The following is a 14,916-nucleotide window of genomic DNA, read 5'->3' as shown; positions in this document are numbered from 1 at the left end:
ATAAATATTATGCCGATTGATCTTCTACAGTTGCATCTGGTGCATTTTTCTTTACCGATTCGATTCCGTTTTCTCTTGAAGCTGCACTTTCGTACATTTCACTGTTTCCGATGGCTTGACCGTTTCCAGCTTTTAGATTAAAATAAACTTGACCACTTTTAGCTTCAAGACGATCATAACGAGCATCATCTTGTGAATTTTTTCTAACCGATTCTATTCCGTTTTCGCAAGCAGCTTTTGTTGAATAACCTTCACTTGCAAGAATAGTTTGACCGTTTCCAGCTTTTAAATTGAATTGAAATTCTCCATTTTTACGAGTTGTAATTACAAATTTTCCCATAGTGTATTTGTTTGATTATTAATTGGATAATAAAATTAAGAAAACAATTTATAAGTAGCAAATTAATCGAATTAATTCTACAAGATTTGTAAATCTATTGAGGATTATTTTGTTAGATTTGTTGATGATGTTTTATTAGGAACGGATTGTAAATCTGGGCTAACGTGTAAATAAAAAAGAATTAATTATGAGCTATAACTTTTTACTAATTGGAATTATTTCGTTAATTATTGCTATCTTTCTATTAAGAAAATATAAATTTTATAAATATAAAACTAGTGATATGTTATTCGCGACAAAGCTTCAAGTTTTTTTAGGAGCGTTAGTATTAGCGATGTTTGGCATCATGATTATCCTTTATGAAATCTTAAAATTATAATCTGAGCCAACGTATAGCTAGCTCAATCTTCATTTTGGTGCACACAAAAAGAATAATACAAAAAGTGTAAACTATTCAAAAACCCCAAAACATCTCTTACTTTCCAAATTTTATTTTAAACTTTAAAACAGAATATCTTTTAAAAAAAATAGTTTTTTACTACGTAAAAGCCTAGCCCTGATTGCAACGAAAAGCCCGGAAGTACAACAACTTATTTTTCTTGCTGTAAAAAAGCGACCAACGGAAGCTCTTTTTACAGCTTAGAAAAATTGTTGTTGTACTGAGGACTTGTAGTGGAAAGCAGGAAATAGCTACTTGAAAAAGTGTTCCGTTATTTTATTACTTTAACCGATTGTCTTCCTGTATTGGTGTGTAAGTTTAGAATGTAAACTCCTTTTGGATAAGGAAAATCAAAGGTGTATTTTCTTATTCCAGCTGTGGTAATTTCTTCTGGTTTCCATTGCTTGATTAATTTTCCGTCGATGGAATATAAGCCTAGAAGTAAATGATCGGTTCCAAGAAAATCAATTTCTAAATTCAATTTATCTTTGATTGGATTTGGAGCAACTCTAACTTTTAAAGGAATTCTATCTACTTCTTGAAAATCGCCATTGGACAAGGCATTTGACATTTTATAAATGGTTGTACCCGAAGCATAAGCAATATCTCCGATGAAGAAAATTCTATTTAAATTGCTTCCAACAGACGTATTGGTCCAAGTGGTTCCAGCATCGAAAGTTTCGTAAAATCCCGAATTGTGTCCGCCCATCCAACCATGATTTTCAGTAACAAAACCAATGGCTTGAACATCGACATCTGGAAAATTCTTGCTTATCCACGTAACTCCAGCATCGGTAGATTTTATCATTTTTCCCGAATTGGGTGCAATCGATTCTATTGAACCAAAAAACACATTGGGATTACTAGCCAAAATTTGAAGTTTCCAAACATATTCACCCGGAATTGTTCCGTTGTAAATTGTCGTCCAAGTTGATCCGCCATTCGTGGTTTTTAAAATTACAGCTCCAGAATTATTATTCCCAGATACGTAACCGATGTTTTCGTCTACGAATAAAACTTCGACCAACGCATTGGCATAAGCACTCATATCGATGTATTGCCAAGTTGCGCCGCTATCGGTAGATTTTATAACATACGCTGGAGAAAAATAGGCGCCACAACCATAAACGGTAGAAGTTCCTACGCAATCTAAACCACATATTGCTTGCGGATTGGGTGTAATGTTGTTGACCAAAGTCCAGTTGGTTCCTCCATCAACAGTTTTGTAAAATTTATTATTTAGCGTTCCTAAAAAACCAATGTTACTGTTTAGAAATTCAATATTTCTAAAATAATGACTGCTTCCTAAAGTTGTATTATTGGCTTGAAGCGTCCAATTAGCACCTCCATCTGTAGTTTTATAAACTGCTGCAAATCCGCCATTGGCAGCCCAACCCAAGTTTTCATCGAGAAAAAAAACATCGTCAAATCGCTGTCCGCCACCATTAGCAGGAATTGAAGTTAATGGATTCCATGTGTATTGCGCTACTAGAATATTGGTAAACAACACAATCAAGAAAGTAATTTTTTTCATTTCAATTTTTTTATAAAATTAGAAAAAATTGGATTACTATGAACGATTACAACTTCTTTTTTGATTTTAATTTTTAACTAAAACTTCGTTCAATTTGTAACACAATTATAGTAATTTAGACCAATATTTTTTACTAAAACCAAACGTCCATGAAAATAAGAATTTTATCATTGTTTTTAATTGGGTTAGGATTTTCAAGTTTTGCACAAGAGAATCTTACTTATAAAAAGCCTTCGTCCGAAATTATGGCACTTGCCGATTATGAAAGAGCACCGTCTGTAAGTATGGATTCTAAAAAAGAATACATGCTATTGAGTTACAGAAACACTTACAAAACGCTAGACGATTTGAATCAAGAAGAAATGCGTTTGGGTGGATTACGTATTAATCCTGTGACTAATATTTCGAGTACGGTTACGTATGTTAACAATTTGAAACTTAGAAAAATTAGCGATAAAAATGAAACTCAAGTTAGTGGATTACCATCAAATGCTAAGATTTCGAATGTAGCTTGGTCGCAAAACGAAAAGAAAATTGCTTTTACCAACACGACTAATTCTGGAGTAGAACTTTGGATTATTGATGTAGCTTCTGCTGCTGCAAAAAAAATAACTTCTGATAATCTAAATGCCAATTTAGGAAGTCCATTTAGCTGGATGAAAGACAACGAAACTTTATTAGTAAAAGTATTGCCTAAAAACCGACCAGCTTTAATTGATGAGAAAAAAGATTTGCCAAAAGGACCAACAGTTTCTGTAAGTGATGGTTCAAAATCGCAAAATAGAACGTATCAAGATTTGCTGAAAAATAAATCGGATGAAGCAAATTTTGATGCATTAGTAACTTCTGAATTGTATAAAATCACTACTTCTGGAACAGCGAGTTTATTTAAATCGGCCGATATTTATGCCGGAGAAAGTTTTTCGCCAGATGGAAATTATTTGATGCTAACAACCATCCAGAAACCTTATTCTTACATTGTTCCTTTGAGCCGTTTTCCTCAGAAATCTGTAGTTTATGATTTGACTGGAAAAGAGGTGAAACAAGTAAACGAAGTTCCGCTAACCGAAATTATGCCAAAAGGTTTTTCATCGGTTAGAAAAGGAAAAAGAAGCATGAGTTGGCGAGCAGACAAACCAGCAACTTTGGTTTACGTTGAAGCACTTGATGAAGGTGACCAAGCTAAAAAAGTAGATTACAGAGATGAAGTTTTTCAGTGGAATGCACCTTTTAATTCGGCTCCAACTTCAATGATGAAGACACAACAACGTTTTGGTGGTATAACTTGGGGAAATGATTCGTTTGCAATTGCTTATGACAGTTGGTACGATACAAGAAATACGAAAACTTATTTGCTAAATCCATCCAATCCAAATGAAGTTCCAAAAGTAATTTCGGATAGAAATTCGCAAGATATTTATTCTGATCCAGGAAATTTTGAAACCAAGAAAAATGAATTTGGAAGATACGTTATTGCAACAGAAAACGGAAATGCTTATTTAATTGGTGATGGACATACCAAAGAAGGTCAGTTTCCTTTTATTGATGAAATGAATTTGAAAACATTAAAAACGAAACGACTTTACACCTCAAAAATTAAAGACAAAAAAGAAGATTTGATGTCGATTGAAGATTTTAAAAAAGGTGATGTTTTGGTTATGATTCAATCTAAAAATGATTATCCGAATTACTATTTCAGAAATATTAAATCGGGTAAATTGACGCCTATTACTGCTTTTCAAAATCCGTTTGAAAGTATCAAAAATGTGTACAAAGAAGTGATTAAGTACAAAAGAAAAGACGGTGTAGATTTATCGGGAACTTTATATTTGCCTGCAAATTATGACCGAACTAAAAAAGAGAAATTACCGTTGTTAATTTGGGCTTATCCTGCAGAATTTAAAGACAAAAACTCGGCTGGACAAAACGACAAAAATCCGAATGAATTTACATTTCCGAATTATGGGTCGTTTGTATATTGGGTTACTAAAGGTTATGCCGTTCTTGACGATGCATCGTTTCCTATCATCGGTGAAGGAACAACAGAACCAAATGATACTTTTATTACGCAATTGGTTGATGATGCCGAAGCTGCAATAAATGCTGTCGATAATTTAGGATACATCAATCGTAAAAAAGTAGCTGTTGGCGGACATTCGTATGGTGCTTTTATGACCGCAAATTTACTTACACACTCTAATTTATTTGCTTGCGGAATTGCAAGAAGTGGTGCATACAACAGAACTTTAACGCCTTTCGGATTTCAAAGCGAGCAACGTAATTATTGGGATGTTCCAGCCATTTACAACGGAATGTCGCCTTTTATGAATGCCGATAAAATGAAGACACCTTTACTTTTAGTTCACGGTGAAGCCGATAATAATCCGGGAACTTTTACTTTGCAAACAGAGCGTTACTTTCAAGCATTGAAAAATTTGGGCGCACCGACAAGAATGGTGATTTTACCAAAAGAATCACATGGTTATGCTGCTAAAGAAAACATTTTGCACTTGCTTTGGGAACAAGATCAGTTCTTAGAAAAATATTTGAAAAACTAAAAAGAGAGAATAGAAAATAGAGAATAGACCTTTAATCATTTTTAAAGGTCTATTTTATTTTTAGATGAACCTGCGTTGCTTTTTTAATTTCAGAATTATTTTCGAAAAATAGAATTTCATTATTCAATTTTGCTTCAATCAAATAATGACTTCCTCTGAAATAGGAATTTAGAACTTCGACTTTTATATCCGATTTATCGACAATTTCGAATTGATGCGGATAAATATATTTTTGTTTTCCATCAATTTTCAACTCATTTACATCACCAAAAAGTGAGGCAATATATTTGGATTTTGGATTTTGGTATAATGTTTTTGGAGTTCCGTATTCTGTGATTTCACCATTTTTCATTACCAAAACCTCATCTGCAAATGATAAAACATCGGTGCTGTCGTGAGTGGCAACCAGACAAGTAATTTGCTTTTCTTTTAAGTAAGCAAACAACTTTCTTCGCAAACTATTTTTTCTGAAATTATCGATGTGACTAAAAGGTTCGTCGAATAATAAAACTTCTGGCTCCAGCGCTAAAACTCTAGCAATGGCGACTCTTTGCATTTGTCCGCCACTTAAATATTTGGCCTTTACATCAAAGAAATCTTCCATTTCTACAATTTCTAAAAGCTCCTTTACCCTATTCCATTTTTTATCAGAATCGATATTGGATAAATATTTTCCAACATTTTCTGCAACAGTTATGTAAGGCATTAAATCAAAATCTTGTGCGAGGTATTTCATAAAATCCATTCCTGGAATAAGATTATATTTCGGACCTAAAACTTCGGTATCTTCCCAAAAAATGGCTCCTTCATCTAAGTCATACAAACCGTAAACTAATTTTAAAAGCGTACTTTTTCCGCAACCACTTTCGCCAATTATAGCAAGTGATTTTCCTTTTTCTAGCGAAAATGAAGCATTTAGAATGGTTTTTTCTTTTAAATACGAAAAGGAGATGGATTTTACTTGGAGCATTTTCTTGATGATTCTATACTGCAAAAGTAGTAATTTAAAAAAAAGAAAGAGCGATTCTAAAGTAGAGAACCGCTCTTTCAACCTAACCAATAAACAAACTAATCATTAATTAATGTACTTCTCATAAGCTTTGGTATCTACTCTAACCTTTAAATCATGAAGTAAATTATACAAACCAAAAAAGGTTCTATTTATGTATAAAAAATGTTTGGAACCTCTGTTCCCATTCATTTTTCTTAATTGCGTGTCTTTTGCAAATTCTTCACCCATTGTGGCAATTTGTCCAAAGAAATCATCATCTGAAAAATCAAAATAATCGCCATGAAATGGTTTGGTAAACAAACTCAATAAATCATGAAATAACTTTGTAAAATATACGATTTCTTCTTTTGAATCGTCTAATCTTAAAATCTCTAATTCGTACAATTTCTCATTGAACAACTTCGAATTATCAATTACTTCTGGTTTTGCCAATTCAAAATACGGAACATAAAATTCTAACGGAACGTGTTTTATACAACCAAAATCTATTGCAACTAACATATCATTTTTGTCAATCAAGAAATTTCCAGGATGCGGATCGGCATGAACTTGTTTTAAATGATGCATTTGATACATATAAAAATCCCAAAGTGCCTGACCGATTTTATCTCCTTTTTCTCTATCTTCATTCTGTGCTGCAAATTCTGATAAATGTTCTCCATCTATCCATTCCATTGTCAATATTTTCTCAGAAGATAATTCTGGATAGTATTTTGGAAAACGTAAATTCGTAATATGCTTACACCATTCTGAAACTTCTAAACTTTGTTTTAATTCTAAGTTATAATCGGTTTCTTCTAATAATTTATCTTCAACTTCTTTAAAATATTTATCAGAATCTTTTCCTTTAATGTTAAACATTCTGATGGCAAACGGTTTTACTAAAGCCAAATCCGAACTTATACTATCAGCTACACCTGGATATTGGATTTTCACAGCAAGATTTTTCCCATCTTTGGTCGCTTTATGTACCTGACCGATACTCGCAGCGTTCATAGCATCTGGCGTAAATGAATCGTATAAGTTCTCTGGATATTGACCTAAATATTTTTTAAATGTTTTTCTAACTAATGGCGCAGACAATGGCGGAACCGAAAACTGCGACAACGAAAACTTGTCTACATATTGCTGCGGCATAATGCTTTTGTCCATACTCAACATTTGAGCAACTTTCAACGCACTTCCTTTTAAATTCTTTAATCCGTCATAAATATCTTCGGCATTACTTTCGTTTAATTTATCACGATTTAAAGACGGATTTACAATTTTCTCACCATAATAAGCAACATAATTTCCTCCAACTTTAAATCCGGTTTTTACTAATTGACTGGCGCGCTCTATTTTTCCTGTTGGAATTTTATCTAATGTTTTCATGTACTAATTCATTTTTTCTTTCCAAAGGAATTTACCTAAATCGAATAAACTTTCTAATGGTTTTGTATCTAATAAATCGACTACTGTATTCACCGATTTTTCAATTAAAACATCCGTTTTTTCAAAACCTTTTGAAGTATCATCCATCCAAAATTTCAATAAAAATAAGAACTGAATCCATGCACCTTCAGAAAATACAGGTTTAGTGATTTTGGTAACTTTATCACTAACTATAGTTTCGTTGTTATTAATGATATTTACGATAAAATCTTTAAAATGGTTTCTAAAAAGTTTTAAATTTTTCAAATTCTTTAAACCTTCCTTATTATCCTTCAAGTTAAATAAGATAAAACTTCTATTTAGTGTAAGTAATTCAAACAAAGTGAAATACAACGTTAGCAATTTATTTTTATCGGTGTATGTTTCAAATGCTTCTTCCTTAGATATAGTTTCTACAGCATTTTCGAAAAATTTCACCCAAATTTCTTGTTTTAAAGAATCAATTGATCCGAAGAAAGTATAAAAATCTTTTTCCTCAATTTTATGCTCCTTACAAAACGAAAAAACATTTTTTGGTTCTTCATTTTTTTCCAACACATAATCCATGTACTTAGAAATGATTTGATTATCATCAATCAGTTTCTTCTTTGCAGTTGTTTTCTTTGTAGTTTCCATTTTATTGAATTTGATGTAAAGTTAGTTATTGTTTAACTAATAGAGAAATAAAGTAAACAAAAATATTTGTTAAATGTCGTTCAAAATATTTGAAAACAAAAAAGCGCTCCTAATTTCTAGGAACGCTTTCATTTATGTAAACTATTTTCTTTAGTTTCCTGCTTCTTTTTTAGCTTCTTCCACCATTTTAGCATTTGCAGTAATTGCAAATTCTACACGACGGTTTTGGCTTCTTCCTTCTGGAGTATCGTTAGTTGCAATTGGATCTGCAATACCTAAACCAGTTGTATTAATACGTGAAGTATTTAATCCTTTACCAGCTAAATAGGCTTTTACAGAAGCTGCTCTTTGCTCAGATAAAGTCAAGTTATATTCAGGTTTTCCAGTAATATCTGTATAACCATAAATTACAATATCAGTATCTGCATAACTTTGAAATACAGGAACCAATTTATCTAAATTTGCTTTAGCAGCAGTTGTCAACGTAGATTTATTAGTATCAAAACGTACTGCGTTTTCACCCAGTACTAAACGAATACCTTCACCAACACGCTCTACTTGTGCACCAGGCAAAGCAGTTTGAATTTCTCTCGCTTGTTTATCCATTTTGTTACCAATTACTCCACCAGCAACACCACCAATAACGCCACCAAGAACGGCACCCATTGCTCCGTTACCACCTTTTCCAAGGTTATTTCCTAGAACTGCTCCCAGAACTCCACCGGCAACAGCACCAATTCCAGCACCACGTTGTGTGTTGTTTGTATTTTTTACAGCCTCACAACTTGTAAAAACTGTACCGAAAGCAAAAACACTTACTAAAAAATATATCGTACCTTTTTTCATATCTATTTATTATTTAAATTATTAATTTCTTTGAAATTGATAAACTATATCTATCGATTTTCCACCTACATCGCCTAAATCAACCAATTGAAATGAAGATTCTGTTACATTTTGAACTCTCAAAATATAACCTTCTTTTAATTTTTTCGATTTGCTATCGTTAAGAATTTTCATTACAAATTTACCGTCTTTATTAATGTACCAAGTAATATCTGATACAAAACTAGTGCAACTTGCATTGTCCAATGCGAAATTTCCTTTGTTATTGTTAGAAACAAATTTCCATTTACTTCCCACAAAACATTTAGAATCGGCTACATCAAATGATGAAACCTTGATATAATCTGAACCCGGATAACTCACAGAAGATAATACGTAATTACCTTTAATTGCTCGCTCTGTTTTGTTGTCAACTACAGTACTTGTTACAGGTGTTTTAGATTTACAACCCATAATAAATATTGAAAACAACATTAAAAAAATACTTTTTTTCATATAAATTAAGTTTTAGAATTTTATACTACAAATATAGTTGCAAATTTACGGAAACTTTTTATACAATTATATTCAAAAATTGTAGAATTACTACTACGTCATTTTGTCAGAAAAGAAGTTTTGGTATTGAATTTGACTACTACTTGAAAATTGTTTAACTTAAAAGTTCAAAATATGTCAACAGGAAAAATTAATGTTTCAGTAGAAAACATTTTCCCTTTAATTAAGAAATTTCTTTACAATGACCACGAGATTTTTCTTCGTGAGTTGGTTTCAAATGCAACAGATGCAACTTTAAAATTAAAACATTTAACAAGTATTGGTGAAGCCAAAGTAGAATATGGCAACCCAATAATTGAAGTAAAAATCGATAAAGAAGGAAAAAAACTTCACATTATTGATCAAGGTTTAGGAATGACATCTGACGAAGTTGAAAAATACATCAATCAAGTTGCATTTTCTGGAGCTGAAGAATTTTTAGAAAAATATAAAGATTCTGCCAAAGATTCAGGAATTATCGGTCATTTCGGATTAGGATTCTACTCGGCGTTTATGGTTGCAGAAAAAGTTGAAATCATAACAAAATCATTCAAAGACGAACCAGCAGCACATTGGACATGCGACGGAAGCCCAGAATTTACTTTAGAACCTTCTGACAAAACTTCACGTGGTACCGAAATTATTCTTCACATTGCTGAAGATTCATTAGAATTTTTAGAAGAATTTAAAATTAGAGAATTACTTACAAAATATAACAAATTCATGCCTATTCCAATTAAATTTGGAACTAGAAAAGAAGCACTCCCATTGGCAGAAGATGCTGCAGAAGATGCTAAACCAGAAGAAGTTGAAGTAGATAACATCATCAACAATCCAACTCCAGCATGGACTAAACAACCAACGGATTTATCTGATGAAGATTACAAATCATTTTATCGCGAATTGTATCCAATGCAATTTGAAGATCCGTTGTTCAATATTCATTTAAATGTAGATTATCCGTTTAATTTAACTGGTATTTTGTATTTTCCGAAAATGAGTGCCGATTTACAGTTGCAAAAAGACAAAATTCAAATGTATCAGAATCAAGTTTTTGTAACTGATAATGTAGAAGGAATTGTTCCCGAATTTTTAGGAATGTTAAAAGGTGTAATTGATTCACCAGATATTCCATTGAATGTTTCGCGTTCTGGATTGCAAGCCGATAGTAATGTAAAGAAAATTTCTAACTACATCACTAGAAAAGTTGCCGACAAACTTAAAGGTTTGTTTAATGAAAACCGCGAAGATTTTGAGAAAAAATGGAACGACATCAAAATTGTTCTTGAATACGGAATGTTATCGGAACCTAAATTCTACGAAAAATCAGGCGATTTTGTTTTGTATCCAACAGTTGATGACAAATACTATACGTTATCAGAATTGAAAGAAGCTTTAACGACAAATCAAACCGATAAAAACGGAAAACTAGTAATACTTTATGCTTCTAACAAAGATGCACAACACAGTTATATCGCTGCTGCAAAAGATAAAGGATACGAAGTATTACTATTGGATTCACCAATTATATCGCATTTAATTCAGAAATTAGAATCAGATAATGAAAACCTAACTTTCGTTCGTGTCGATGGTGATTCTATCGAAAAATTAATTCAGAAAGAAGAAACTCAAATTTCTAAATTATCGGAAGATGAGCAAGGAAATCTAAAAACAGTTTTAGAAGAAATTGTTCCAAAAACCAATTATTCTGTGCAATTAGAACCAATGGATAGCAATGCTGCGCCATTCTTAATTACGCAACCAGAATTCATGCGAAGAATGAAAGAAATGAGTCAATCTGGCGGTGGCGGAATGTTCGGAATGGGTAATTTCCCAGAAATGTACAATTTAGTGGTAAACACTAATTCAGAATTAGCTACAACAATCTTAAATACATCTGACAAATCAGTTCAAAAAAGTTTGGTAAAACAAGCGTTAGATTTAGCCAAAATTTCGCAAGGACTTTTAAAAGGAGAAGAACTAACCGCTTTCGTAAAAAGAAGTTTTGAGTTAATAAAATAGTCGGAAGACGAAAGTTTGAAGATGGAAGATTTAAACCTGTGAGTGAAAACTTGCAGGTTTTTTTATTACATTTGATATCCAATATTTAATACTAGTTTATATGAAAAATCGTATTCTAATAACCTTATTACTGCTCACTAATATTTTCAATTTAATGGCACAAGAAGATTCCTATTTATGGCTTGAAGAAGTTGATGGAAAAAAAGCACTAGATTTTGTAGAACAAAAAAATAATGCAACGCTCGATGTTTTAACAAAACAAAAAGAATATCAAGAGATTTACGATAAAAATCTAACCATTTTAAATGATACTGATAAAATTGCTTATCCAGGAATTTACGGAGATTTAATATATAACTTTTGGCAAGACAAGAACCACGTGAGAGGAATTTGGAGAAGAACTACTAAAGCTAGTTATAACACAAAAAATCCAGTGTGGGAAACACTTTTAGACATTGATGCATTAAGCAAAGAAGAACGAACCAAATGGGTATTTAAGGGTGCACAAGGTTTGTATCCCAAATACAATAAGTTTTTAGTTTATCTTTCTAAAGGTGGCGGCGATGCTGTTGTTGTAAAAGAATATGATGCCACAACTAAAAAATTCATGCCAAATGGATTTACTTTGCCAGAATCTAAAACTAATATAAGTTATCTTGATGAAAATACAGTTATTGTTGGCACTAATTATGGTGATAAAAGCATGACTACTTCGGGATATCCTAGAGTTGTAAAACTTTGGAAAAGAGCAACACCTTTATCAAATGCAGTAACTATTTATGAAGGCGATCCCACCGATGTTTCTGACTCAGGTTACTTGATGCGTGATGGTGATAAAAGTTATCTTATGATTGGAAAAGGTGAGACCTTTTATTCATCTAAAACATTTGTTTACCTCAACGATAAACTTATAAAATTAGACCTTCCGGAAGACGCAAACATCAATACCATTTTAAATAATCAATTGATAGTAAAGTTAAAATCAGATTGGACTGTAAATGGCAAAACCTACAAGCAAGGTTCGGCAATTAGTGCCAATTTCACAGCACTTCTTGAAGGAAAAAAAGAGCTTCAACTAGTTTACGAACCAGACACTTACAGTAGCATTGACGAAATTTCAAGTACTAAAAATTTATTGTTGTTGAATATTTTAAACAATGTAAAAAACGAACTTTATTCGTGTGCTTTCGCAAATGGACAATGGACAAAAACAAAAATTGATGCTCCAGATTTCGGAACTATCGGAATCACAGCAACCGATGAATTTAGTGATGATTACTATTTCAATTATCAAAATTTTCTAACTCCGACATCTTTATTTAGCGCCAATGCAAAAAATAATACTGTTCAAAAAGTAAAGTCACTTTCAAATTATTTCGATGGTAGCAAATACAAAGTAGATCAATATAAGATGAAGTCGAAAGATGGTGAAATGATTCCTTATTTTGTAATTGCCTCAAAAGACATTAAGTATGACGGTACAAATCCAACATTATTATATGCTTACGGAGGATTTGAAGTTTCAATGCAACCATCGTATTCTGGTGGAATTGGACAATCTTGGCTTGATAAAGGTGGCGTTTATGTATTGGCAAATATTCGAGGTGGCGGAGAATTTGGTCCAAAATGGCACCAAGCAGGTTTGAAAGAAAAACGACAAAATATCTACAATGATTTTCATGGAATTGCCGAAGATTTAATTGCAAAAAAAATTACATCAAGCCAACATCTCGGAATTATGGGAGGAAGCAATGGCGGACTATTAATGGGAGTTGCCTTCACACAACGTCCAGATTTATACAATGCGGTAGTTTGTCAAGTTCCATTATTAGACATGCAACGCTACAATAAATTATTAGCTGGAGCAAGTTGGATGGGTGAATACGGAAATCCAGATACGAGCGATTGGGATTTTATAAAAAAATATTCTCCATACCAAAACTTAAAAAAAGACACAAAATATCCCGAAGTATTTTTTATGACATCAACAAGAGATGATCGTGTGCATCCTGGACATGCCAGAAAAATGGCTGCAAAAATGCTAGATATGGGACACAAAATCTATTATTACGAAAATACCGAAGGTGGACATGGAGGTTCATCAACCAACGAACAAAGAGCCAAATTCAACGCTTTGTACTTTTCCTATTTATGGATGAAATTAAAATCATAATCTAAAAAAATCTAAAAAACCTGCAAGTGAAAATTTGCAGGTTTTTTAGATCAAAAAATGCTTAATACAACTTTATATGACATTAAATATAGAAACACCTGCTTTACTATTCTCAGCGACATCTCTAATTTTGTTAGCCTACACCAATAGGTTTTTAACTATTGCACAAATCGTGCGCGGACTTAAAAAAACCTACGATATGGAACACAATAAAAGCATTTTAATAGAAATTAAAAACCTTAATTTACGGCTGACTTTAATTCGATATATGCAACTATTTGGTGTATTGAGTTTGTTTCTTTCTGTTTTTGGAATGTTGGTTTTATTTGTCGAATGGCAACTTATTGGTATCTATATTTTTGGCGCAAGTATGCTGTGCTTATTAGCTTCGTTGGGAATTTCTTTCTGGGAAATTAGCATTTCTGTAAACGCCTTACGCGTTCATTTAAGTGATTTAATTGAAAAAGATAAAACAAATTAAACCATTTATATCTTTCATTGTCTTATAAGAAAACTTATTTTATTATGAAAAAAACACTCACTTTAATGCTTGCTGTTTTATCAATAACAACAGTAATTGGTCAAGAAGATGATCGTCCAGAAAATACTGGCGATAATTTTAGTTTAGAAGGCGCATTGGCACTATTTAAAAATGCCAAATCCCTTGAAGATTTTGAAAAAGCAATCAACGAAGAGAACAATAATGTAAATAATATTGATCTCAATGGCGATGGCGAAATTGATTATGTTACAGTAGAAGATATTAAAGATGGTGAAACTCACGTCATCGTTTTAAGTTCCTATATAAATGAAACTGAAAAACAAGACATTGCTACTATTGGAATAGAAAAAACCGGTAATGAACAAGCGCAATTACAAATCATTGGAGACGAGGAATTGTATGCAGTAAATACCATAGTTGAACCATTAGACATTGATGAAAAGGCGGTAAAATCTAAAGGTCCGAATAATTTTGAAATCACTACTACACCAATTATTATTAATGTTTGGTTTTGGCCAAGCGTTCGCTATATTTATTCACCTGGATATGTAGTTTGGCGTTCACCTTGGCGTTGGAATGTTTATCCGCGTTGGTGGAAACCTTGGAAACCCTATCGATACAAAGTTTTTTACACAAGATGTGCACCACATAGAGTTTACTACCACAGAACGAATGTAAACCGCGTTGTTGTAGCGAGAAAAGTATATTCTCCAAGAAGAAATTCCTCAACAGTTATAGTTCATAATCGTCGTGGCACAACAGTAGTTAGAAAAAACAATAATGGAACTGTGAAAGCTGTCAAAGTAAAAAAACGTCCAAATAGAGTAAAAGTAAGAAATAGAAGATAAAAGGTTACGAATATTAAATTGGAGTGAATCCCATAGTTATTAAAGGCTGTGGGATTTTT

The 14,916-nt window shown here is 32.4% G+C and carries 12 protein-coding genes; 5 read left to right on the top strand and 7 right to left on the bottom strand.

Annotated features, from left to right (window positions below; translation table 11 throughout):
* Positions 1-7: 7 nt before the first annotated feature.
* Complete coding sequence (locus LG45_RS07660) at positions 8-340, bottom strand: YegP family protein (protein ID WP_035125874.1); 333 nt, start codon at positions 338-340, stop codon at positions 8-10.
* Positions 341-1,050: 710 nt separating this feature from the next.
* Positions 1,051-2,313 (bottom strand): T9SS type A sorting domain-containing protein, encoded by a 1,263-nt coding sequence (locus tag LG45_RS07655; protein ID WP_035125873.1) that lies wholly within the window; start codon positions 2,311-2,313, stop codon positions 1,051-1,053.
* A gap of 149 nt (positions 2,314-2,462) precedes the next feature.
* Here LG45_RS07655 and LG45_RS07650 point away from each other — a divergent pair, with 149 nt between their 5' ends.
* Positions 2,463-4,871 carry a prolyl oligopeptidase family serine peptidase gene (locus LG45_RS07650; protein WP_035125871.1) on the top strand — a complete coding sequence of 803 codons (2,409 nt, stop codon included), beginning with the start codon at positions 2,463-2,465 and terminating at the stop codon, positions 4,869-4,871.
* Between the two features lie 49 nt (positions 4,872-4,920).
* Here LG45_RS07650 and LG45_RS07645 read toward each other — a convergent pair whose 3' ends face one another.
* From LG45_RS07645 to LG45_RS07625, 5 genes are all read right to left on the bottom strand, one after another.
* On the bottom strand, positions 4,921-5,841 hold the full coding sequence (locus LG45_RS07645; protein ID WP_035125869.1) for an ABC transporter ATP-binding protein: 921 nt from the start codon (positions 5,839-5,841) through the stop codon (positions 4,921-4,923).
* 105 nt (positions 5,842-5,946) lie between these two features.
* Complete coding sequence (locus LG45_RS07640) at positions 5,947-7,257, bottom strand: ABC1 kinase family protein (RefSeq protein WP_035125867.1); 1,311 nt, start codon at positions 7,255-7,257, stop codon at positions 5,947-5,949.
* Between the two features lie 3 nt (positions 7,258-7,260).
* Positions 7,261-7,932: a TetR family transcriptional regulator C-terminal domain-containing protein gene (locus LG45_RS07635; protein ID WP_035125865.1), complete on the bottom strand. Its 672-nt coding sequence runs from the start codon at positions 7,930-7,932 to the stop codon at positions 7,261-7,263.
* A 150-nt stretch (positions 7,933-8,082) separates the two neighbouring features.
* Positions 8,083-8,778: a YiaD family glycine zipper/OmpA-like lipoprotein gene (locus LG45_RS07630; protein WP_035125863.1), complete on the bottom strand. Its 696-nt coding sequence runs from the start codon at positions 8,776-8,778 to the stop codon at positions 8,083-8,085.
* A 21-nt stretch (positions 8,779-8,799) separates the two neighbouring features.
* Entirely contained in the window at positions 8,800-9,273 is a 474-nt protein-coding gene (locus LG45_RS07625; RefSeq protein ID WP_035125861.1) for a lipocalin family protein, read from the bottom strand.
* Between the two features lie 174 nt (positions 9,274-9,447).
* Between LG45_RS07625 and htpG the strand changes: the two genes are divergently transcribed.
* The 4 genes from htpG to LG45_RS07605 all read left to right on the top strand — a co-directional run bounded on the left by htpG (position 9,448) and on the right by LG45_RS07605 (position 14,857).
* Complete coding sequence (gene htpG / locus LG45_RS07620; protein ID WP_035125860.1) at positions 9,448-11,334, top strand: molecular chaperone HtpG; 1,887 nt, start codon at positions 9,448-9,450, stop codon at positions 11,332-11,334.
* 100 nt (positions 11,335-11,434) lie between these two features.
* Positions 11,435-13,507 carry a prolyl oligopeptidase family serine peptidase gene (locus LG45_RS07615; protein ID WP_035125859.1) on the top strand — a complete coding sequence of 691 codons (2,073 nt, stop codon included), beginning with the start codon at positions 11,435-11,437 and terminating at the stop codon, positions 13,505-13,507.
* Positions 13,508-13,583: 76 nt separating this feature from the next.
* Positions 13,584-13,988 (top strand): DUF2721 domain-containing protein, encoded by a 405-nt coding sequence (locus LG45_RS07610; RefSeq protein WP_035125858.1) that lies wholly within the window; start codon positions 13,584-13,586, stop codon positions 13,986-13,988.
* A gap of 44 nt (positions 13,989-14,032) precedes the next feature.
* Positions 14,033-14,857: a hypothetical protein gene (locus LG45_RS07605; protein ID WP_052087520.1), complete on the top strand. Its 825-nt coding sequence runs from the start codon at positions 14,033-14,035 to the stop codon at positions 14,855-14,857.
* Positions 14,858-14,916: the final 59 nt, after the last annotated feature.

The organism is Flavobacterium aquatile LMG 4008 = ATCC 11947 (assembly GCF_000757385.1).
GTDB classification, from domain to species: Bacteria; Bacteroidota; Bacteroidia; order Flavobacteriales; family Flavobacteriaceae; genus Flavobacterium; species Flavobacterium aquatile.
This window is presented reverse-complemented; position numbering and strand designations above follow the sequence as displayed.

What these genes read in the sequence shown, in the direction of transcription:
- LG45_RS07660 (WP_035125874.1), bottom strand. Translation starts at nt 340, where the DNA reads ATGGGAAAATTTGTAATTACAACTCGTAAAAATGGAGAATTTCAATTC.
- LG45_RS07655 (WP_035125873.1), bottom strand. Translation starts at nt 2,313, where the DNA reads ATGAAAAAAATTACTTTCTTGATTGTGTTGTTTACCAATATTCTAGTA.
- LG45_RS07650 (WP_035125871.1), top strand. Translation starts at nt 2,463, where the DNA reads ATGAAAATAAGAATTTTATCATTGTTTTTAATTGGGTTAGGATTTTCA.
- LG45_RS07645 (WP_035125869.1), bottom strand. Translation starts at nt 5,841, where the DNA reads ATGCTCCAAGTAAAATCCATCTCCTTTTCGTATTTAAAAGAAAAAACC.
- LG45_RS07640 (WP_035125867.1), bottom strand. Translation starts at nt 7,257, where the DNA reads ATGAAAACATTAGATAAAATTCCAACAGGAAAAATAGAGCGCGCCAGT.
- LG45_RS07635 (WP_035125865.1), bottom strand. Translation starts at nt 7,932, where the DNA reads ATGGAAACTACAAAGAAAACAACTGCAAAGAAGAAACTGATTGATGAT.
- LG45_RS07630 (WP_035125863.1), bottom strand. Translation starts at nt 8,778, where the DNA reads ATGAAAAAAGGTACGATATATTTTTTAGTAAGTGTTTTTGCTTTCGGT.
- LG45_RS07625 (WP_035125861.1), bottom strand. Translation starts at nt 9,273, where the DNA reads ATGAAAAAAAGTATTTTTTTAATGTTGTTTTCAATATTTATTATGGGT.
- htpG (WP_035125860.1), top strand. Translation starts at nt 9,448, where the DNA reads ATGTCAACAGGAAAAATTAATGTTTCAGTAGAAAACATTTTCCCTTTA.
- LG45_RS07615 (WP_035125859.1), top strand. Translation starts at nt 11,435, where the DNA reads ATGAAAAATCGTATTCTAATAACCTTATTACTGCTCACTAATATTTTC.
- LG45_RS07610 (WP_035125858.1), top strand. Translation starts at nt 13,584, where the DNA reads ATGACATTAAATATAGAAACACCTGCTTTACTATTCTCAGCGACATCT.
- LG45_RS07605 (WP_052087520.1), top strand. Translation starts at nt 14,033, where the DNA reads ATGAAAAAAACACTCACTTTAATGCTTGCTGTTTTATCAATAACAACA.